Annotated in this window: 23 protein-coding genes; 10 read left to right on the top strand and 13 right to left on the bottom strand. The window is 59.1% G+C overall.

The features are described 5' to 3' along the window. Window positions 1–110: 110 nt before the first annotated feature. Complete coding sequence (locus FS804_RS15080; RefSeq protein ID WP_186376815.1) at window positions 111–1,040, bottom strand: DMT family transporter; 930 nt, start codon at window positions 1,038–1,040, stop codon at window positions 111–113. A gap of 200 nt (window positions 1,041–1,240) precedes the next feature. Here FS804_RS15080 and gcvA point away from each other — a divergent pair, with 200 nt between their 5' ends. From gcvA to FS804_RS15095, 3 genes are read left to right on the top strand one after another with little or no spacing between them, the layout of a single operon-like run. Further along, complete coding sequence (gene gcvA / locus FS804_RS15085) at window positions 1,241–2,143, top strand: transcriptional regulator GcvA (RefSeq protein ID WP_144577378.1); 903 nt, start codon at window positions 1,241–1,243, stop codon at window positions 2,141–2,143. Between the two features lie 43 nt (window positions 2,144–2,186). After that, window positions 2,187–2,795, top strand: a complete 609-nt coding sequence (locus FS804_RS15090; protein ID WP_144577380.1) for a 3'-5' exonuclease — start codon at window positions 2,187–2,189, stop codon at window positions 2,793–2,795. A gap of 46 nt (window positions 2,796–2,841) precedes the next feature. After that, window positions 2,842–3,333: a CreA family protein gene (locus FS804_RS15095; protein WP_144577381.1), complete on the top strand. Its 492-nt coding sequence runs from the start codon at window positions 2,842–2,844 to the stop codon at window positions 3,331–3,333. Between the two features lie 35 nt (window positions 3,334–3,368). Here the strand turns inward: FS804_RS15095 and FS804_RS15100 are convergent, their stop codons facing one another. Then, window positions 3,369–3,836, bottom strand: coding sequence for a chemotaxis protein CheW (locus tag FS804_RS15100; protein ID WP_003522339.1), 468 nt, complete (start codon window positions 3,834–3,836; stop codon window positions 3,369–3,371). Window positions 3,837–4,059: 223 nt separating this feature from the next. Here FS804_RS15100 and FS804_RS15105 point away from each other — a divergent pair, with 223 nt between their 5' ends. The 3 genes from FS804_RS15105 (at window position 4,060) to FS804_RS15115 (ending at window position 5,918) form a co-directional block, all read left to right on the top strand. Further along, window positions 4,060–4,218, top strand: coding sequence for a hypothetical protein (locus FS804_RS15105; protein ID WP_233282456.1), 159 nt, complete (start codon window positions 4,060–4,062; stop codon window positions 4,216–4,218). A gap of 132 nt (window positions 4,219–4,350) precedes the next feature. Then, window positions 4,351–4,959: a cytochrome oxidase assembly protein Sco gene (gene sco / locus FS804_RS15110; protein WP_063950555.1), complete on the top strand. Its 609-nt coding sequence runs from the start codon at window positions 4,351–4,353 to the stop codon at window positions 4,957–4,959. An 80-nt stretch (window positions 4,960–5,039) separates the two neighbouring features. Then, window positions 5,040–5,918 carry a 50S ribosomal protein L11 methyltransferase gene (locus FS804_RS15115; RefSeq protein WP_144577383.1) on the top strand — a complete coding sequence of 293 codons (879 nt, stop codon included), beginning with the start codon at window positions 5,040–5,042 and terminating at the stop codon, window positions 5,916–5,918. 145 nt (window positions 5,919–6,063) lie between these two features. On the opposite strand, the gene FS804_RS24970 is transcribed toward FS804_RS15115, so the two are convergent. Then, window positions 6,064–6,237 carry a hypothetical protein gene (locus FS804_RS24970; protein ID WP_003522343.1) on the bottom strand — a complete coding sequence of 58 codons (174 nt, stop codon included), beginning with the start codon at window positions 6,235–6,237 and terminating at the stop codon, window positions 6,064–6,066. A 294-nt stretch (window positions 6,238–6,531) separates the two neighbouring features. Here FS804_RS24970 and FS804_RS15125 point away from each other — a divergent pair, with 294 nt between their 5' ends. Then, window positions 6,532–8,373, top strand: a complete 1,842-nt coding sequence (locus FS804_RS15125; RefSeq protein WP_144577385.1) for an aminopeptidase P family protein — start codon at window positions 6,532–6,534, stop codon at window positions 8,371–8,373. Here FS804_RS15125 and FS804_RS15130 read toward each other — a convergent pair. Next, window positions 8,370–8,684 carry an AzlD family protein gene (locus FS804_RS15130; RefSeq protein ID WP_063950553.1) on the bottom strand — a complete coding sequence of 105 codons (315 nt, stop codon included), beginning with the start codon at window positions 8,682–8,684 and terminating at the stop codon, window positions 8,370–8,372. The genes FS804_RS15125 and FS804_RS15130 overlap by 4 nt on opposite strands. Beyond that, window positions 8,681–9,400: an AzlC family ABC transporter permease gene (locus tag FS804_RS15135; protein WP_144577387.1), complete on the bottom strand. Its 720-nt coding sequence runs from the start codon at window positions 9,398–9,400 to the stop codon at window positions 8,681–8,683. The genes FS804_RS15130 and FS804_RS15135 overlap by 4 nt, the downstream gene beginning before the upstream one ends. 182 nt (window positions 9,401–9,582) lie before the next feature. On the opposite strand from FS804_RS15135, the gene FS804_RS15140 reads away from it, so the two are divergent. Then, entirely contained in the window at window positions 9,583–9,819 is a 237-nt protein-coding gene (locus FS804_RS15140) for a DUF2164 domain-containing protein (RefSeq protein ID WP_144577550.1), read from the top strand. Window positions 9,820–9,923: 104 nt separating this feature from the next. Here the strand turns inward: FS804_RS15140 and pncA are convergent, their stop codons facing one another. Further along, a complete protein-coding gene (pncA, locus tag FS804_RS15145; protein ID WP_144577388.1) occupies window positions 9,924–10,550 on the bottom strand; it encodes a bifunctional nicotinamidase/pyrazinamidase in 627 nt (208 codons plus the stop codon). 455 nt (window positions 10,551–11,005) lie between these two features. Here pncA and FS804_RS15150 point away from each other — a divergent pair, with 455 nt between their 5' ends. Further along, window positions 11,006–12,286 (top strand): DUF2778 domain-containing protein, encoded by a 1,281-nt coding sequence (locus tag FS804_RS15150; protein ID WP_144577390.1) that lies wholly within the window; start codon window positions 11,006–11,008, stop codon window positions 12,284–12,286. Between the two features lie 13 nt (window positions 12,287–12,299). Here the strand turns inward: FS804_RS15150 and FS804_RS15155 are convergent, their stop codons facing one another. The 4 genes from FS804_RS15155 to FS804_RS15170 all read right to left on the bottom strand — a co-directional run bounded on the left by FS804_RS15155 (window position 12,300) and on the right by FS804_RS15170 (window position 15,053). Next, on the bottom strand, window positions 12,300–12,722 hold the full coding sequence (locus FS804_RS15155; protein WP_063950548.1) for a DMT family transporter: 423 nt from the start codon (window positions 12,720–12,722) through the stop codon (window positions 12,300–12,302). Next, entirely contained in the window at window positions 12,719–13,201 is a 483-nt protein-coding gene (locus FS804_RS15160) for a DMT family transporter (RefSeq protein ID WP_063950547.1), read from the bottom strand. The genes FS804_RS15155 and FS804_RS15160 overlap by 4 nt, the downstream gene beginning before the upstream one ends. Before the next feature lie 92 nt (window positions 13,202–13,293). Then, window positions 13,294–14,157 (bottom strand): alpha/beta fold hydrolase, encoded by an 864-nt coding sequence (locus FS804_RS15165; RefSeq protein WP_144577391.1) that lies wholly within the window; start codon window positions 14,155–14,157, stop codon window positions 13,294–13,296. Next, on the bottom strand, window positions 14,154–15,053 hold the full coding sequence (locus FS804_RS15170) for a choline ABC transporter substrate-binding protein (protein WP_371417882.1): 900 nt from the start codon (window positions 15,051–15,053) through the stop codon (window positions 14,154–14,156). The genes FS804_RS15165 and FS804_RS15170 overlap by 4 nt, the downstream gene beginning before the upstream one ends. Before the next feature lie 137 nt (window positions 15,054–15,190). On the opposite strand from FS804_RS15170, the gene betI reads away from it, so the two are divergent. Continuing rightward, a complete protein-coding gene (gene betI, locus FS804_RS15175; protein ID WP_144577394.1) occupies window positions 15,191–15,784 on the top strand; it encodes a transcriptional regulator BetI in 594 nt (197 codons plus the stop codon). 198 nt (window positions 15,785–15,982) lie between these two features. Here the strand turns inward: betI and FS804_RS15180 are convergent, their stop codons facing one another. From FS804_RS15180 to FS804_RS15190, 3 genes are all read right to left on the bottom strand, one after another. After that, the gene (locus FS804_RS15180) at window positions 15,983–16,795 is read right to left on the bottom strand and encodes a glycosyltransferase family 25 protein (protein ID WP_144577396.1); all 813 of its coding nucleotides are present in this window, start codon (window positions 16,793–16,795) and stop codon (window positions 15,983–15,985) included. A gap of 103 nt (window positions 16,796–16,898) precedes the next feature. Continuing rightward, window positions 16,899–19,373, bottom strand: coding sequence for an ATP-dependent helicase (locus FS804_RS15185; protein WP_144577397.1), 2,475 nt, complete (start codon window positions 19,371–19,373; stop codon window positions 16,899–16,901). Between the two features lie 102 nt (window positions 19,374–19,475). After that, a complete protein-coding gene (locus tag FS804_RS15190; RefSeq protein ID WP_063950543.1) occupies window positions 19,476–19,886 on the bottom strand; it encodes a carboxymuconolactone decarboxylase family protein in 411 nt (136 codons plus the stop codon). Between the last annotated feature and the right edge of the window lie 23 nt (window positions 19,887–19,909).

Consider the following 19,909-nt stretch of genomic DNA (forward strand, 5'->3'; position numbering starts at 1 on the left):
AACGCAACGACATACCTGACCCTGCCGGGTGGCCGGTGAGGGTATAGTGACGGGTGTGTCTCTGGCGAATGACGATCATGGCGGCAGAATGCTTTTAGCCCTCAAGTCTGTCAAGCCGGGGCGCTGCGAAACAGGCCCCTGAGTTTTGCCGGCAACCTGCCGTCTATTGCGGCCAGCCCCGCGGCGATCAATGTCATGCCGGCGAAATGTTTCAACTCCAGTTGCTCGCCAAGGAGCAGCGATCCAAGCAGGATGGCGCTGACCGGGATGAGGAAGGTGACGAGCGCGAGGTTGGTGGCGCCGGCGCTGGCGAGAATGCGGAAGAAGATCAGGTAGGCGAGTGCCGTTGAGAGCAGGGCGATGCCGATCAATGCGCCCCAGGTCCCGAGGCTCGGTATGGCGAGCGTCCATGGCCTGTCGATGAGAAGGGCGGCGGGGATCAACATGATTGTGGAGGAGGAAATCTGCCCGGTGGCGGTCATCAGCGGTGGCACCCCCATGGCCTTGAAGCGGCGGCCGAAAATACCGGCGAAGGAATAGGATATGGCCGCGCCTAGAATGGCAAGCTGGCCCCAGAGGCCGGATGAGCCGGTAAAGGCGGCGGGGCCGATCATGGTCGCCACGCCGGCGAAGCCAATGAGGACACCGGCCAGCTTGTTGCCGGTCATCTTTTCGTCGGCGGTCAGAAAATGCGCGACGATAACGGTGAAAAGCGGTGTCGTGGCATTGAGGATGGAAGCCAACCCGCTGGCAATATGCGTCTGCCCCCAGACAATGAGGCAGAAGGGAACGATGTTGTTGAGCAGCCCCATTCCGAAGAAGGCGCGCCACACCGCTGTTTCGCGCGGCAGGCGAAGACCCATGATGCGGCAGACGATGAGGAGGGCCGTCGCGGCAAATGTGACCCTTAACGCAACGATGGTGACCGGCGGCAGCTCCTTGACCGCAACGCCGATGAAAAAGAACGATCCGCCCCACAGCAGTGAAAGCGCCATGAGCATCGCCCACTCGCGGGCATCCATCTGTTTCTGTATTGCCATTGTGATCTCTCCGGAACCATCGGTGTGGACATGATCGCAAAGCCGATCGACGCAGACCACCCGAAATCAGGTTGAGTTTAGCTTAAGGGAAGGCGGTGTGATTCACCGTCCATGTCATGTCCTGTTGCGCCAATTTACGCTGTATCCTATGATTAATTCAAACGATTGTTTCTCGCGTAATGATTGAGGTGAGCTAAATTATGGCAGCCGAACTTCCTTCGCTGAAAGGTCTGCAGGCCTTTGAAGCCGCAGCGCGGTATCGCAGTGTCACGCTCGCCGCCAATGAGTTGAACGTCACGCCCGGCGCGGTCAGCCTGCAAATACGGGAGCTGGAGACGCGGCTTGGGGTGCAGCTGTTTTTGCGAAGGCCGCGCAGCATCGAACTGACGCGGGAGGGTGAGCGGTATTACGGCGCGCTTCGCACTGCCTTCCGGATGATGCGCGAGGCAACCGCAGAATTAACGGCGCGGTCCGAGGTGACGGCCATCACGCTCAGCTGCACGCCGACGTTTGCAATCCAATGGCTGATGCCGCGACTGCCGGCGTTTCAGCAGCAGCATGCACATGTCGACGTTCGCGTCAGCGTCACGAATCGGCTGGTCGATTTCGCCAGGGATAATGTCGATCTTGCCGTAAGGCACGGCTTTGGCCGTTACGAGGGACTGGAGAGTGTTCGCTTCATCGATGACAGCACGCTTCCAGTCTGCTCGCCGCAATTGCTTGAAAAATATGGTGCGTTACGCGAGCCTGGAGATCTGGCATCCGTGCCACTTCTGCATGATGAAAACAGGAATGAGTGGCGGCGCTGGCTGGAGGCGGCGGGAGCGCCTGAAGTCGATCCATCGGGTGGTACGGTCTTCATCGACAGCAACGGCGCGCTGGATGCGGCCAAGGCCGGGCACGGCGTCGCGCTCACGCGCCGCTCGCTTGTTGCGCGCGAGTTGGCGGAGGGCGCTCTGGTTGCCCCCTTTGGCAAGGACATGGCGAGCACGCTTGCCTATTTCATCGTTTATCCCAGGCGCGCGATGGATAATCCCGACCTCGTGGCGTTCATCGACTGGATGATTTTGGAAGCCCGTTCGGGAGAGGCCGGTTCTCTTTGAGGCCAATCCGGTTTATGCCAGATGGGAACAACGGGAATCACTCTTGAAAACCATCGCCATCGATTTCGAAACCGCCAATGAGGAGAGGGGCAGCGCCTGCTCCGTCGGTCTGGCGTGGATAGAGGACGGCCAGATCGTTCGTGTGGAAGAACGTCTCATCCGTCCCAGGGATATGCGCTTTTCGCCGTTCAACATTGCGGTTCACGGCATCCGGCCGGCCGATGTCGAGGATGCGCCAGAATTTCCTGAGGTGATGGAGGAGTTCATCGACGATATCAATGGCGCGACGATGATCGCGCATAACGCAGCCTTTGATTTCAGCGTGATGCGGGCGTCATTCGACAAATACCGCCAGTCCTATCCTGATCTTTCCTATCTGTGCAGCGTCAAAATTGCCCGGCATGTCTGGCCCGAGCTGATATCGCACAAGCTCAATGTCATTGCCCATCATCTCCAGCTGCGTTTCGTGCATCACAATGCTGCCGAAGACGCGGTCGTCTGCGCCGCCGCTTCCCTCGCCGCCGCGCGGGCCCTGGGCGTCGCGCATGTCCGCGATCTGGCCGACAGGATCGGCATGGTCGCCGGCCGCCTGACGGCCACCGGTTACCAGCCATGCAGCATGAAAAAACGTCCCGTAGCACGGGTTGCCTGAGCGGCTTTCCCACCTATGTCTAATCGAGAGTAACGGAGAAGGTGCGATGAGGATGAAAACTCTGTCGGGTTTGTTTGCGGGTCTGCTGGCGCTTCTGCCAGCTGCGCTCGCGCATTCGCAGGTTGTCGGCAAGGTCGGCGTCGACTGGATGGGCAATGACATCGTTATCGAGGCGATCGCCGATCCGAAAATCAAGGGCGTCACCTGCCACGTGACCTATTTCGATCGTGGCGTCATCGACCGGCTGAAAAACGGCAACTGGTTCGAAGATCCCTCCAACAACGCCATCTCCTGTAGCCAGACGGGACCGGTGGAAATCGGCGATATCGATCTGTCGAAGGGCGGGGAAGAGGTGTTCCGGCAGGGTATGTCGCTGGTCTGGAAGAAACTGGTCGTCAGCCGCGTCTATGACAAGGCCAATGACACGCTGATCTATCTGGTGCATGCGCGGGAGCTGACCGACGGTTCGGCCAAGATGGCGATTTCCACGGTGCCGCTTTATAATCAGCAGGTCACATGGCAAAAGGGCAAGCCGTAAGGCCTGCCCCTCTCAATTGCGTTATGATGCCTGGATCAAGCCGCTTCGCGCGCCAACTCGTCGGCAATGACGGTGTCGAGGTTCAGGAAGCAGACCATGCTCTTTTCGAGCGCCACGATGCCGCGGCAGAAGCTGCGCTGTTCTTCCGGAATGATATCGGGCGCCGGCTGCAGGTCTTCGGAGCGAATGGTCATCATGTCGGAGACCTGTTCCACAAGAAGTCCGACCAGCTTGCCACCGATATCGGTAACGATGATCGCCGAGCGCTCCGAAGGCTCGGTCATTTTCATGCCGAGGCGACCGGCCATGTCGATGACGGGAATGACGGCGCCGCGCAGGTTGATAAGGCCAAGAACGTAAGGCGGCGTGTGCGGCATCGGCGTCACCGGCGCCCAGCCGCGGATTTCGCGGATCGCCATGATGTCGATGCAGAATTCCTGATCGCCCAGATGGAAGGAAACGATTTCGAGATATGCGCCAGATTGCTTGATGGCGTTGGACATGACGGCAGGTTTCCTCTGATGGCTCTCTAACAGGCCCGCGCAGGATTGAGCTTTATGCGGTGCCGGAAATGAACCGGGAGACATCATGTCGAGGCTTTGAAAACCGCTGGGGTCATCATGCGCAGCAAGATTTTAAACTTTCCCTAACAATTGCGGGTTTGCATAGTGGAAACCCAGTGTTTTGGCGGTTTTCGCGACCGTGGAAACAGGTTATCATCGTCACATGAACACGCTCGTCTCTCACCCGCTGAAGTTTATTCTGGCAAGTCTTGCCGCTTTGGCTTCGCTTGCCATCGTAATTCTGACCTTTGAGGGATGGGTGCGGCACGGAACGGACATCTTCCTCTCCGCCTTGCAGAGCGGCATCGCCTGGTGCATCTGAAGTCGCCGGCGGCGATTTGTGACAAATCAGCGCGGTCGGCCAAAATACGGTCAGTTGAATTGCTGCCATGGCCCCCATTCGCTATCAGTGCGTAGCCTGCGATATGCAAGGCTTTCGGGGTAGGATTGGACTATGAAGAATATTCGTATCGTATTGTGGGCCGTGGTGGTCGTTCTCGCCGGTGTGGTCAGTTGGCTGACGCTCGAGATGACGAAAACCCGTGAGCAGATGGTGGAGACGGCCTATGGCGTGCCGTTTGAACTGACGGCGCAAAATGGATCGCCAATCACCGAAAAAGCTTTTCAGGGCAAGCCGACAGCGCTGTTCTTCGGCTTTACCCATTGCCCCGAAGTCTGCCCGACGACCCTGTTTGAGTTGAATGGCTGGATGGAGAAAGTGGACCCGGCCGGCGACAAGCTGCAGGCCTACTTCGTCTCCGTCGATCCCGAGCGTGATACGCCCGAGATCATGCAGCAATATGTATCCAACGTCTCGAAGCGCATTACCGGCATCACCGGCCCTGCCGACAAGATTGCAGAGACGCTCAAAGGCTATCGCATCTACGCCAAAAAGGTGCCTGTCGACGAGAAGGATCCGAATGGCGATTACACCATGGATCATACGGCCTCCGTCATTTTGCTCGATGCCAACGGTCGCTTTGCGGGAACAATTGCTTACGGGGAAAACCCTGATGTTGCCGAGCAGAAGCTGCAGAACCTTCTGAAGGGCGTGAAGGTATAATTGCGCGGCGCTTATTGGACTGGCGACAGTTTTATGGCAAAGGCAGATTGAACAGCCAAAGCCAGAGAAAGCAGCCTGCCGTGAGCGAAATCCGACTTTACGTCACCACGACCGAAATCAAGGCCGGTGAAATCCTCGATCTGATGTCGGATTATTTCGGCGAAGAGGACGTTGCGATCGCCACGACCGAGGTGGACGAGAAGCGCGACATCTGGGAAGCCTCGGTCTATCTGATGGCCGAGCAGGAAGAGGAATTTCGTGAGCGTATCGGCACGCTGCTTGCGCCCGCCTTTCCGGGCCTTGTCATCGACAAGGAGATCGTTCCCGATGTCGACTGGATCGCCAAATCGCTAGAGGGTTTGAAGCCGGTCCGGGCAGGCCGTTTCATCGTTCACGGCGCTCATGATCGAGATAAGGTGCGGGCAAACGATCTCGCGATTGAAATCGAGGCCGGCCAAGCCTTTGGCACCGGCCATCACGGCACGACGGCTGGCTGCCTTGAAATGATCGAGGACGTGCTGCGGGCGCGCACCGTGCGCAATGCGCTCGATCTCGGCACCGGCAGCGGCGTTCTCGCCATTGCCGTGCGCAAGACGCGTCCCATTCCCGTGCTGGCGACTGATATCGATCCCGTCGCGGTGAAGGTGGCGAAGGAAAATGTGCGGCTGAATGGCATCGTTTCCGGTATGACGCTGGAGACAGCGCCGGGCTTTCATTCGGATGCCTTCCGCAAGCATGGGCCGTTCGATCTCATCATCGCCAATATTCTGGCGCGGCCGCTTATCAAGATGGCGCCGCAGCTTGTCACGCATCTTGCACCCGGCGGCACCGTGATTCTCTCCGGCATTCTGGCATCGCAGCGCTGGAAGGTGCTCTCCGCCTATAATGGCGCAAGGCTTTCCCATATTCGCACCATCTGGCGTAATGGCTGGGTAACGCTCCACCTGCGCAAGGACTGAGTTCCCGGCAACGCCTTTACCGGCAAAAGAAAAGGCGGCGCTTTCGCGCCGCCTGGAACCCGCGAGCGTGGGAGGAGCTTGCTCAAGCGGGTCGACGTATTCTTGTTCAGACGCGGTGGAGGGAGGATCGCCGCGCCTGACGTTATCAGAATACGTAGCTGGACTTTGCCTTGCGACGCAGATCGGCGCGGTTCATGCCGAGCGCTTCGAGCGACTTGTCGTCGAGGTTCAGAAGGGCGGCGTTGACATGGCGGCTGACCTGACGCTCGCGTGCTTCAACGACGCGATCGAAGGCGGTGCGGAGGAAAGATTTTGCCATTGCTTCAAATCCTTTTTTCCCAGGAGAGTGTCTCTCTCGCTGTGTTGTTCTTGATATAAGCGATGTGTTTTTGTTTGGTTAGGTGGGAATGCTCACGGTAGATATGCGCATGTCGCATATCACGATGTCTTGAGTAATACTTTTGCCGCGCAGAATGCACAATTTGTCGCCGTATTCCGCGCTGTCATATATGGCTTGAAACCGGCTTCACCCGCATGGCATTGTCTTTTCCGGCCGCTTGCCTGTGTTCATACGAGCGACCGATTTTGTCATGACAGTTCCCGAAAGACACCCATGTTCCAGACCTTCGAAAACAAATCCGCGCCGCAATTTGGCAAGGCCCGTGTCGAGGCGCTGCGCGCCGGTTTCGATACACTCGGTATCGACGGATTCCTCGTGCCGCGCGCTGATGAATATCAAGGGGAATATGTGCCTGAGTGCGCCGAACGCCTGTCATGGCTGACGGGCTTTACCGGCTCTGCCGGCATGGCGCTGGTGACGCGCACACAGGCGGTGGTGTTTGTCGATGGCCGCTACACGACCCAACTCACGTCGCAGGTCGATCAATCGGTGTTCACCAGCGGCGATCTCGTGGGCGCGCCGCCCTCTGTCTGGCTTGCTGACCATGCGCCAAAGGGTTTCCGACTCGGTATCGATCCATGGCTGCATACCGGTGCGGAGCTGAAGCGGCTGGAAAAGGCGTTGGCCGGCAAGGGCGGTTCCGTGGTGCTCGTCGAAAAGAACCCACTGGATGCCCTCTGGGAGGACAGGCCGGCCGAGCCGCTGGAGCCCGTTGTCATCCAGCCGGAGGCTTTCACCGGCACGCTGTCGAAGGACAAGATCGCAGCGCTCGCTAAAACGGTTGCGGAGAAGGGCGCGGATGCCTTGCTCGTCACCGACCCGTCCTCCATCGCCTGGATTTTCAACATTCGCGGAAACGACGTGCCACACACGCCGCATCCGCTTGCCCGCGCGATAGTTTACGCCGATGGCCGGGCAGATATCTTTCTCGACAAGCGCAAAACCGGCATCGAGGCCGAAGCCTATCTGGCGCAGCTTGCCACCCAATTGCCGCCCTCGACAATTGCCGACCGTCTGCATGCCATTGCCAGCGCCAAGGGCAGGGTAATGATCGATGCCGATCTGACCCCGGTGGCGCTGACCGGCGCCATCACCGCGGCGGGAGGGACGCTGGTCGAAGAGGCCGACCCGGTGCGGTTGCCGCGTGCGCGCAAGAACAAGGCGGAGCTTGCGGGCTCAGCCGCCGCGCATGTGCAGGATGGGGCGGCCATGGTCGACTATCTCTGCTGGCTGGACAGTCAGCAGCCCGGCAGCGTCACCGAAATTGCTGCGGTCAAGGCTTTGGAGGCAGCGCGCATCAAGGTGGGGCAGGGCCTGCAGAACCCGCTGAAGGACGTCTCTTTCGACACGATTTCCGGTGCGGGCGAACACGCCGCCATCATCCATTACCGCGTGACGACAGACACCGACCGGACACTCGCCGACGGCGAGATGTTCCTCGTCGATTCGGGTGCGCAATACGTCAACGGCACTACCGATATCACCCGCACGGTTGCGGTCGGTGCTGTTCCGGACGAACAGAAGCGCTTCTTCACACTGGTCCTGAAAGGGATGATCGGCATCAGCACCGCACGGTTCCCGAAGGGAACGCGCGGGTGCGATCTCGATCCTCTGGCGCGCATCGCGCTATGGAAGGCAGGCGCGGATTATGCGCATGGCACCGGCCACGGCGTCGGCTCTTATCTTTCCGTGCATGAGGGGCCGCAGCGTATCTCGCGGCTTTCGACACAGGAGCTTCTGCCTGGCATGATCCTGTCGAACGAGCCGGGTTATTACCGCCCCGGCGCCTTCGGCATCCGCATCGAGAACCTGATCTACGTACGCGGGGCTGAAGACGTACCCGGCGGCGACCAGCCGATGCTTTCCTTCGAGACGCTGACCTGGTGCCCGATCGACCGCAGGCTGATCGTCACGGCGCTCCTTACCGACGAAGAACTCAACTGGCTGAATGCCTATCACGCGGGGGTTCTGGAAAAGCTTTCGCCGTTGATCACGGATGAAGAGGTGAAGGCTTGGCTGGTTGCTGCAACCAGGCCCCTTGAGCGGGCTGTTTAAAAGAGCCCGAAATGCCTCATGGCAATGACGATGGCCCAGCCGATGACAAGCATCGTCAGGCCAGGAAAGCGCAGGCAGACCAGAAGGGCTGCCACCATGCCGATCTTTACCTCGTATCCACCTTCGAAAAAGGCGGGTGCGACAAGCGTGGTCAGGACCGCAACCGGCACCGCGTTTAATCCCGCCTCCATGCGTGGTGGGATCGATTTCATTCGTGTCATCAGCACGTAGCCACCAACGCGGGTGAGATAAGTGGCGATGGCGGCAAGCGCGATCAGGAAGAGGGTATCGCCGTGCAACATGTCGCTCATGGCGCGTCCACCCCGTTCTCGGCACTCAACGTCTCGCTCGGCTTCGGCGGATAGATGACCGCGACAAGGATGCCGGCCACCGCACCAAGGCTCACATGCCAGGGCGAGCCGACAAAGTGATAGGCCACCGTCGCGCCAACAGCGCTCGCCAGCATCACCGGATAGAAATTCTCCCGCTGGCGGAAGCTGAGGACCATGCCCATGAAATAGATCGGCAGCAGCACATCAAGACCGATGGCGTTCGGGTCCCCGACGAGGTTGCCGAGCGATGCGCCGACAACGGTCATGACAATCCACAGCAGGTAAATCGGGGCCGCGAAGCCCATGTACCAGGAAAAATCCACTCGGCCGGTATTCTCGTATTTCCTCACGGATTCGGCGAATTGCGGATCGACAAGGACAAAGAAGCCGGTAGCCTTCTGCAAAAACGACCAGTTCGAGATCATTCTGGCAATGGCGGCCGAATAAAGGATGTGGCGGAAATTGACCGCGAAGACCGAAAGAACGATCAGCCAGGGCGCAACCTTCTGGCCGAAAAGTTCGATACCCACGAGCTGGCTCGCGCCGGCATAAACGGTGCCGCTCATGATCGTGGCCTCGGTGATGCTGAGACCGTTGTCGGCGGCGACTGCGCCGAACAGTGCGCCGAAGGGGGCAGCGGAGAGGGCGATCGGGAACCCGCTCCTCAACCCCTCGCGGAAATCTAAATTAGACATGTTTGGGAACTCCTTGCCGCCGCTCTATCGCCGTCCTGTCCGACTGGCAAACGAATTGCGTGAATGGATCGATTGATTAACTTGAAGCTTCCGTTACGGTAACGCTTGCTGTGGAGCGCAATATCCACCGGCTTCGCGCCGGGTCTCCACGCGGATCTCAGATGCCGGACAGTGGAAAATCGATGCTGGAAAAGCAGGAAAAGGCCGATCTGGCCGCTCGTATCAGGGCTTATCTTGCCCGGGAGGCCGAAGCCGAAATCGGTCTCCTACAGGCGGAAATCTTCGTCGATTTTCTGGCCGAAGAAATCGGATATGTTTTCTACAATCAGGGGCTTCGCGATGCCCAGACGGCGATGTTGAGACGGCTTGATGACGCGGCCGGAGATATCGACGTGCTCGAGAAGGCCAAGCCTCGCTGATCTAGAGCATTTCCTGTGATCATGGGATCACCGAAAATGCTTTATCCTTTTGTTATTGCCGCATTATCCGACGCCGAAGCGTGTTCACTTCGGGTGGAAATGTTCTAGTCGCCCAAAATGTCGCCGCTTTTCAGAATCGTCGCACCTTTTTCCCGCATCGTCGCAATCGCAGCCTTGATACCTTGCGGATCGATGCCGCGGCTGGCGTCCTCGATAAAACGGACCTTGACGCCGGGCAGCATCTCCAGCGCATCGAGTACGGAAAAACTGACGCAGTAATCGGTTGCAAGGCCGCAGATGTCGAGTTGTGTCACGCCCTGGCGCGTCAGATAGTCGGAAAGGCCGGTTGTGGCCACCTGATCGTTGTCGCGGAAAGCGGAGTAGCTGTCGATTGCGGGGTTCTCGCCCTTCTGCTGGATGTAATCGAAGGCTTCCGTTTTCAGGTCGGCATGAAACTCGGCGTCGGGCGTGCCTTGCACGCAATGGTCCGGCCACATCATCTGCGGCCTGCCGGAGAGCTCTCCCATATCGAACGGTTTCTTGCCGGGATGCTGCGAGGCGAAGCTGCCGTGATTTTCCGGGTGCCAGTCCTGCGAGGCGACGATGAGATCATAACCGCCATTGTCGATCAGCGCATTGGCAATGGGCACGACCTTGTCTCCATCGGCAACCGCCAGATTGCCGCCCGGGCAGAACCCGTTTTGTATGTCGATGAGCAGCAGCGCCTTCATGATGGCCTCCCGTTTTTTTAAAGGATGCCAAGCCAGCTTTGGCGGATCAAGTCATTTTCGACCTGTCGTGCAGAGGACATTGAACGCACGGTGGCTTGCCATGTCGCAGTCCTGCCGCATTTGCAGCAAATTTCCGGCCAAGTCGGAATTTACCTGACGATGTGGCGACGGAAATTTTCCAGGCCGATGACGGCCCTTACAAGGGCATTTCCCGGGACGATGCAGTGCGGATGCACGCTGTACCCGCGCAAGTCATTGTTTTGCCTTCGCCTTAAGATGCGCAGACCTTAACGAAATATTTTTGCAGGGACTCGTAAACACTTTGGTTACCATAATTCGGCATGCTTCGAACCAGTCAGTTCCGAAAGCGGCGTGGTGTTCACCGGCTCTTCGGATGTCCCAAAATCCCTCCGGCATCGACCGGATGTGCGTGAACGGTTCGAGTAACGAGTATCATGGCGTTTTCTGCTGCGGCCTATAATGATGCCGGCTTTGCCGGTTCGTCTTCCGCCAAGAGAGGCAAATCCTCTTCGCACGGGCGCATGTCCGCGCTCCTCGGCGGCGGCGTTTTTGCCGGACTGTTTGCCGTCGCGGCCTTTGCCTCGCTGCACAGCATGGCGGCTGCCTCGCATGGCGTGGGGCAATTTGAAAAGACGCTGGTCGCCAACCTCGATTCAGCCGAAACCGCGATCGCACACGCAGCTGCACGCGATATTCACGTGCGCAAGTTTTCCCGGTTGAGCGATCATAACCACGTCCAGCAAAAAGCGGTTCGCCTTGCCGGCATCATGCCTGAAATTGGCGCGAAGGAATTCGGCGAGCGTTTTGGTGCGGCTGCTAATGCCAAGGGGCAGGCGACGGTAAAGGAACTTGCCGCCCTGAAGCCATCGGCAATCGTTGATTCCGCTTTGGGCCGCACCTCGGACGTGGCCTATCAGAGCACCGTCCCCCAGCATCCCGCATTTGAAGTGGCGCTGGCGCGACCGCAGATCGAGGAAGAAGCAAGCAGTCTGCTTCCGGACGATGTGCCGCTGCCGAGTTTCCGGCCTGAAGTTGCGACCGCCGAGGCCGTTGAGCCGTCGCCGCGTCCTGCCACGTCATCCAAGGCTGATGTTCCGGCCGTCGCTTCCGCTCCTGCTTTCGATGCGCCGGTTCCGCTGCGCGCGCCCGCGCCGCCAAAGCAGAGCACGGGCGCCATGCTCGCCTTTGCAAAGCCTGATAATCCGATGCGCGAGCCGAGCAAGATGGATGCCGTTCCCTGGCCGGACCGCGGCAATGGCACCGCCATCTACGATATCTCCTCCGGTGTCGTGCACATGCCGAATGGCGAAAAGCTGGAAGCCCATTCGGGCATCGGCAAGATGCGTGACAATCCCGACTATGTGCATGTGAAGATGCGCGGCTCGACGCCGCCTTCCAGCTATCGACTGACGATGCGCGAAGCGCGCTTCCACGGTGTCGAAGCCATTCGCCTGACGCCGGAAAACGGTGTCAATCCGCACGGCCGCGACGGTCTTCTTGCCCATACCTACATGCTCGCGAAACGCGGCGAGTCGAACGGATGCGTGGTGTTCCGCGATTATTCGCGCTTCCTGGCTGCCTTCAAGCGCGGCGAAGTCAAGCGCATGGTGGTTGTGCCGAAGCTGAACGGCAATCGTCCGACACTGGCAAGCAGCGGCGGCAAGAGCGGCGGAAAGACCCTGTTCGGCATGTTCTCGCGTGGCAAGGATTCCTGATCGCGTTTTGGTTTCAGCGACGCCGTTGCGTCAGCACCATGCCGGCAAGGATAAGCAGGATTCCCAGTGCAGAGGCCCAGATTTTCGGCGGGTGTTCGCTGAAAAAATCGAGAACCACGCCTGACACCATCTGCCCGCTGATGACGAGAAGGGCAGTATTGACCGCACCGATGCGGGGGATGAGCCAGCTTCCTGAGGCGATGAAAACGACGCCGATCGGGCCGCCAATATAGGCAAGCCATGGTGCCTCCGCCGCGCCCGGCGGAATGAGACCGCCGACGGCAAGCCCGATAACGGTCAGGACGCCGAAACCCACAATGTGGTTCCAGAAGGAGGCGATCAGCGGCGAATTGGAGAGGCTGAGGCGACCGTTGATCTGGCGGCTGAGCGCGACGAAGACGCCGCCGGCAAAAGCCATGGCGATCCAGACAATCATGCGGCTCTCCCGACAAGGATGATGAGAGCGCTGCCGCAGAGGATGAGCGCCACGGCGGCCAGGTCCCGCAGGTCCGGCCTCCTTTTCGGCAGGCCGAAAAGGCCGAAAAGATCGGCGAGCAGACTGAATATCACCTGCCCTCCAAGGCCAAGCGCAATGGTGCCTGATAGCGCCAGCGGCGAATTGACGGCCGTGGAGGTGAGAATGACGATGGCCGCGCCGACCACCCCGCCGCAATAGGCCCATAGCGGCGCTTTCGGTTTTTCTGGAGCTGTCCTGTCTTTCTTTGGCCGCATGACGGCGAGATAGATCAGTGCCGCCACCGTCCCGGTGCCGTGTGCGGTCCAGGACGAAAACAGGGCGCTGCCGTAGTGGGCGAGCTGGCCGTTAAAATGGACCATCAATGTCAGAAGACAGCCGCTGGCAAAGGCAGCGGCGAGGTGCAGCGGATTGAGGCGTGGATGGGTCGTGTCTGTCATGGCGGCCGAATTTTGATTGCGCTGTGAAGCGTTATCCTATCGGTGCCGGAAGCGAAATCGAATTCTCGGGTTACAGGGGTCCGTTAAAGCGATCAGCGATCTCCAATGGACGTCTGGATGTTGGTGCGCGCGCCGGCTTGCATCATTACTTCCGCGAAGAACTCTGTGACCAAAGTCGAAACGCAGCGTGGATCTTCCCAGTGTGGATTGTGTCCTTGCCCCGGCAGCGTCACCGACTGGGCCGTGGGAAAGGCCTCGGCAAGTTGCTGTCTGTGAGATTCGTCAAAGAGCGGGTCTTCCGAGCCGGAAATGCAGAGCACGGGAACATCTATCTTGGAAGCACTGTGGCGCAGGTTCGTTTCTGCGAAGGCTTTCACGACGCCATGCCAGATTTCCGCCGGCATGTTAGCCGCGTCATGCTTCATTCTGCCGAGAAAATCCTCGTTGACGGGATGGTTGCAGAAATACCAGTCGCGCAGGAAGCCGCCCGTCGGCTTGATCGGGTCGCGCAAGGCGAGGATATCCTGGGTGAGCGTGCTTTCAGAGCCAAAATCCGGCTCCAGCGTGCCGGAAATCAGCCCCATCGCACGGACGGAGCAGGAACGGCGGGCCGCCAGCTCAATTGCTGTCATCGCTCCGAGGGAGTGGCCCAGCAGAAACAGCCGAGAGATGCCCATAAGGGTCAGGAAACGGTCGATGGTTTCCGCGAAGTCGGCGACGTGAAAACCATGTCCGATGGAGGATGACCCATGTCCCGGCAAATCCGGAACAATCAGCCGGTACTCTTGCAAGTAGGGCTCCAGCATCGAAAAGCTGCGGCTGGTGTCGGAAAAGCCGTGCAACATCAGCAGCACGGGCCCGGGGCCTTCTGTATCGATGAACGCCATTTGCCGTTTGCGCGGCAGGTCGATATAGCGCTTGCGATCTTCCCAGTGATTCAAAGACAACGCCGTCATAGCCCAAGCTCCGCCTTTACCGTTGAGAGTCCGTTCTGCCCATCGGCGGTGGAGACGTCTTTCAGCCATTTCTCAAGCCGCTGCGGCTCCGCTTTAATGGCTTGCAGCGCCGCGTCTTCCGGCGTCAGGCCGCCGTTCATGATCAGGTCCATGCCTTTGTTTTCGAAATCGACGTCGAATTCGAGGTTTTGCAGCAGTGCCACGACATTCGGACATTGCTGCGCATAACCCTTGCGGACTTGCGTATCGACGGTGGCAGCACCGAAGTTGGGTCCATAAAACTTGTCGCCACCAGTGAGATATTTGATGTCGAACTTGCTGTTCATCGGGTGGGGTGCCCATCCCTGGAAGACGATGAACGTCTTGTTGCGGCTGAAGCGCGCGACTTGGGAAAGCATGCCCTGTTCGCTGGATTCGACGACCTCCCAGTCCTTCAGGCCGAGCGACGGGTCATTGACGGCGTTCAGCATCAACTGGTTCGAGCCGGGCTCGATGCCATAGAGTTTCCTGTCGAACTTGTCGGCGAACCTCTGCAGGTCGGAAAAGTCCTTGACCCCGGCCTCCCACACATACGTCGGCACGGCAAAGGTATATTTGGCGCCCACAAGGTTGGTGCGGACTTTTTCGACCGAACCGTCTTCCTTGTAGGGCTTGTAATAATTGACCATCGCCGGATCCCAATAGCCGAGGAAGACGTCGAGGTCTTTGCTTTTCAGGCTGGTGTAGATGACGTCGATGCCGAGCAGCTGGCTTTGCGGCTGGTAGTGTAGCGCCTTTAGCAGTGTCGAGGCGATGCCGGTGGTGAATGCAAGGTCGTTCCAGCCCGGTTCCGCCATGCGAACGACCCGACAGGTTTCGGGGTCGGCTGAAAAAGCCGCGCTTGCGCCAGATATCATCAATGCTGTCGCGAAAAGAACCGTCCTAAACCGTCCCATCAGTCAATCCTTTGCCTTACAGGTCATGAAATTGACCCGTGGGACAATAATTGATCTTTTCGGAAAATTTGTCAATGTGTCTCTGTAAGGAGACTGAAATGCGACTCACTAAAATAAGCGATATTCGCCGGGCTGAGCTAAGACGGGCAGCATTCGAAGTGTTGCAGAGAGAGGGAATGGCGGGGGCAACTCTAGAGCGGGTTGCGGCGCAGGCGGGCGCCTCCAAAGGCATCGTGCTGCATTATTTTGCGAGCAAGCAGGAGCTTTTCGAGCATGCTATGCGCGAAGCCAATGTGAAGCTGGCGGAGGTGGTCGTGGCACGGCTCAATCGCGCCACAAGCGCGCGGGAGAGATTGCAGGCAATTATCGATGCGAATTTCGACGAGAGCTTCTTTCAGCCGTCGATCTGCCATGCCTGGCTTTCGCTGTGCGCCGAGGTTCCCCGTGAGCCGCAGCTTGCGCGGATCCAAAAGGTGATCCATGCGCGCATGCGGTCGAATCTGCTCTCCGCATTGCGGCATCTCGTATCTGAGGAGGACGTCGAACCGATAGCACTGGGGATCACCACGCTGATCGACGGGTTATGGCTTCGGTCTGGCTTGCAGTCCGGCGGCCTTTCGCGACAGGAGGCGATGGCGCAGATGGATGATTACCTGTCACACCGACTGCCGAGCGCGGACGCCACCGCCTGACTGCACGCCCATCGGGCGAGATGGATCAAAGGCCATGGAACCAGGTCTGTCCCGCCGCATTATTCCGGCATGAAGAAAACGACTCGCAAGCCATTGAACAGGATGACGATTTTCGTCATCTCGATTTTCATTCTCGCAGCCGTGGTTGCGGCAGTTTATCTGATCGGCTTTACGCCTGGCGAAACGTGAGCCGGGCGTTCAGTGCCCGGCAGCCAGTGTTTTGCGCTTGTCCCGCTGTAACGCTACCGTTGCCTTAGCCACAAGCAATCGGAAACCGCGCAGCAGGAAGCGGGTGGTTTCAAGGTAGGCGCGATAGGGCAAAACGGTGAAGTAACGCCAGCGGGGCAGGCGGTAGATGCGAAGATTGTTCTGTATCTGGCTCTCGCCATCGGCATCCTGCGTCGCGCAGAGCGGGTAGATGAAGGCGGACTTCAGGCCGGCGAGATATTCCAGGTCGAAGGCGATGTCGTAGGCGAGCCGCATAGGAATGAGACTGGCGATCCACTTTCCGGCCCGGCGGTTGACGAGATAGGCGCCCGATCCTTTTTCACGTGTGAGGGCAATTGCCAGAGAACGGCCGTTGGACAGACGTCGAAACGCGAATTTCCGGCCATTGCTGACCGTCGTGAGCCGCAGAATGTCCCAGTCCCGGCCGTTCAGCACGGCCTCATCAATGGCATCCAGAAAATCCCCGTCGAAGACCACGTCGTCTTCGAGGATCAGCGCTATGTCCGCGTCAGCGTCCATAAACCGGCTGGCGCAGGCAACATGGCTCAAATAGCAGCCGATCTCGGGCGGAGAGGTGCGGCGGCCATGCATCAGCATGTAGGAGAGCTCGCTGAACTCTGGAATGGGATAGTTCAGTTCCCTGCCGTTGACGCCGGGAACGCGTTCGGCCTCGAGGCCTAACGCATCGAGACGCGCATTCATGTCGGCAAGGCGCTTTGTGGCGCTGTCCATGTTGATCAGGAAAACCGCAAGCTTGCGCTGGCTCTTCGGTAATATATGCAAGGCAGTCCTCACCCGTTTTCCACATCCCAATGCAACTCCTTTATTGCAACGGCATGACGTGGGCTACGGAAAAAGCGGTCTGCGGGCACTCATAGTTGTCGAATCAAACCTTTTCCACAAATCCATCCAGCACGCGCTTCTGGCCGGCGCGGTCGAAGTCGATCGTGAGCTTGTTCCCCTCGATGGCGGCGATATTGCCGTTGCCAAACTTGATATGGAACACGCGGTCGCCCACGAAGAATTTTGACGGCGTGTCAGCGACGGATTTCGCCACCAGTTCCCCGTCGATGGTGCGGGTACGGGGGCCGCTTTCGCCGTAGCCGATGCGCTCCACCGCGTGGCCGGAGCGTGTGCCCCAGTTGTCGCGAGTGGCGTCGCTGCGGTTCTGCTGCGCACGTTTCCAGCCGGGGGTGGAATAGGTGTTGGCGAAGGGATCGGCCTTGTCGAAACGCGACTGGCCGTAGCCGCCGCGCCCGCCATATCCGCCGTAACTGCTATCGGATGCTGCAACGTCCACATGGGCGGACGGCAGTTCGTCCAGGAACCGCGAGGGCAGGGTGGATTGCCACAGCCCGTGAATGCGGCGGTTCGAGACGAACCAGATATGGCAGAGTTTCTTGGCACGGGTGATGCCGACATAGGCAAGACGACGTTCTTCCTCAAGACCGGAGCGTCCGCCTTCGTCCAGCGCCCGCTGGTGCGGAAACAGGCCTTCTTCCCAGCCGGGCAGGAAGACGGTGTCGAATTCCAGACCCTTGGCGGAATGGAGCGTCATGATGGAGACGGCATCGAGGTTTTCGTTCTGCTCGGCATCCATGACGAGTGCGACATGCTCGAGGAAACCGCGCATGCTTTCAAAGGCTTCCATCGAGCGGATGAGTTCCTTGAGGTTCTCGAGCCGTCCGGGTGCTTCGGCCGTCTTGTCGGCCTGCCACATGGCGGTATAGCCGCTTTCGTCGAGGATCTGCTCGGCAAGCGTGGTGTGTTCGGTGTTTTCGAGCAGACCCTGCCAGCGGCGGAAATCCTGCACCACATCGAACAGCGCCTTGCGCGCCTTCGGTTTCAGCTCGTCGGTCTCGATGATGTCGGCGGCCGCGGCCAGCATCGGAATGTCACGCGCGCGCGCATAGTCGTGCAGATTGCGGATCGTCGTATCGCCCAGACCGCGTTTCGGTGTGTTGACGATTCGCTCGAAGGCGAGATCGTCAGCCGGCTGGCAGACGAGGCGGAAATAGGCCATGGCATCGCGGATTTCGAGGCGCTCATAAAAGCGCGGGCCACCGATGACGCGGTAATTGAGGCCGAGCGTGACGAACCGGTCTTCGAATTCGCGCATCTGGAAGGAGGCGCGGACAAGGATCGCCATGTCGTTCAGCATGTTACCTTTGCGCTGAAGCTGCTCGATCTCTTCGCCGACGGCGCGGGCTTCCTCCTCGGAATCCCAGGCCGCATGCACCACGACCTTTTCGTCATCAGGGCTGCTGCGTTCGGTAAACAGCGTCTTGCCGAGACGGCCCTCATTATGGGCGATGAGATGGCCGGCCGCACCGAGAATATGCTCAGTTGAACGATAATTGCGTTCGAGCTTGATGACCTTGGCGCCGGGGAAATCCTTGTCGAAACGCAGGATATTGTCCACTTCCGCGCCGCGCCAGCCATAGATCGACTGGTCGTCGTCACCGACGCAGCAGACATTCTGTGGCTCGCCCTTGGCGCGCTGGGCCAAGAGCCGCAGCCACATATATTGCGCCGTGTTGGTGTCCTGATATTCGTCCACCAGAATGTACCGGAACTTCTGGTGATACTCCTTTAGAATATCGGTGTGGCGGCGGAAGATGCTGATCGGGTGCAGCAGCAGGTCGCCGAAGTCGCAGGCGTTCAGCGTCTTCAGCCGGTTCTGATAGGCGGTGTACAGTTCGCGGCCCTTGCCGTTTGCGAAGGCGCGGCTATCTCCTTCAGGAATATCCGGCGGCGTCAGGCCTTTGTTCTTCCAGCCGTCGATCATGCCGGCGAACTGTTTGGCCGGCCAGCGCTTATCATCGAGACCTTCGGCCTGGATGAGCTGCTTGATCAGCCGCACCACGTCGTCCGTATCGAGAATGGTGAAATCCGACTTCAGGCCGACGAGTTCGGCGTGACGACGCAGAAGCTTGACCCCGATGGAGTGGAAGGTGCCGAGCCAGGGCATGCCCTCGACCGCGCCGCCGACGAGAACGCCGATGCGTTCCTTCATCTCGCGTGCGGCCTTGTTGGTAAAGGTCACAGCGAGGATCTGGCTCGGATAGGCACGGCCGGTCGCGAGAATATGGGCGATGCGGGTTGTCAGAACACGGGTCTTGCCGGTGCCGGCGCCCGCGAGGACGAGAACCGGGCCGTCAAGCGTTTCAACCGCTTCGCGCTGTTCCGGGTTGAGCCCGGAAAGATAATCTGGCGCGGCACGCGTCTGATCACGGGCGGCCATGGCGCGGGCGGCAATTCCAAGCCCGCCGCCGTTTTCCGACGGGGCATTGTTCGTCGCCCTGCGCGGCGCCACGGGTTCCTCATCGAAGAACGGCATATCGTCAAAACTGTTGCTCATGCGGCCCAATGTAGTGATTCGGGATGTAAAGGCCAGAACCGCGTTCTGCTTTTATTCCGGTATCACCGCTCAAAACGCCTATTCCAAGGCATTATTTCGGGTTCATGCACTCTGGTCAGCATCAAAAGCGGCATCGACGGGCACTTGCAGGGCTACCGCAAGCTGGTTGGTCTTGCCGGCAAGCGCGATCACCCGCATCAGATCGGCATGCTGTTCGTTTGTCATTCCCTTGGCTTTTGCGGCGGCGGTGTGGGAGTGGGCACAGTAGGAGCAGCCATTGGTGACGGATACTGCAATGTAAAGCATTTCCTTCACGAGCGGGTCGAGCGCCGAAGGTGTCGCCATCACTGCCTTGACCTCGGCCCATGTCTTTTCCAGGAGATCGGGGTCAAAGGCGAGATATAGCCACATATTGTTGATGAAATCCGATTTGCGGGTGGTCCGGATATCATCGAAGACCGCTTTCACACGCGGATCGGCTTCTGGATTTTGTGTTTTCATGACGGTGCTCATGGCTTCCTCCGGCTCGTTTTCTC

The sequence above is a fragment of the Agrobacterium sp. DE0009 genome (assembly GCF_007680755.1).
GTDB classification, from domain to species: Bacteria; Pseudomonadota; Alphaproteobacteria; order Rhizobiales; family Rhizobiaceae; genus Agrobacterium; species Agrobacterium tumefaciens_B.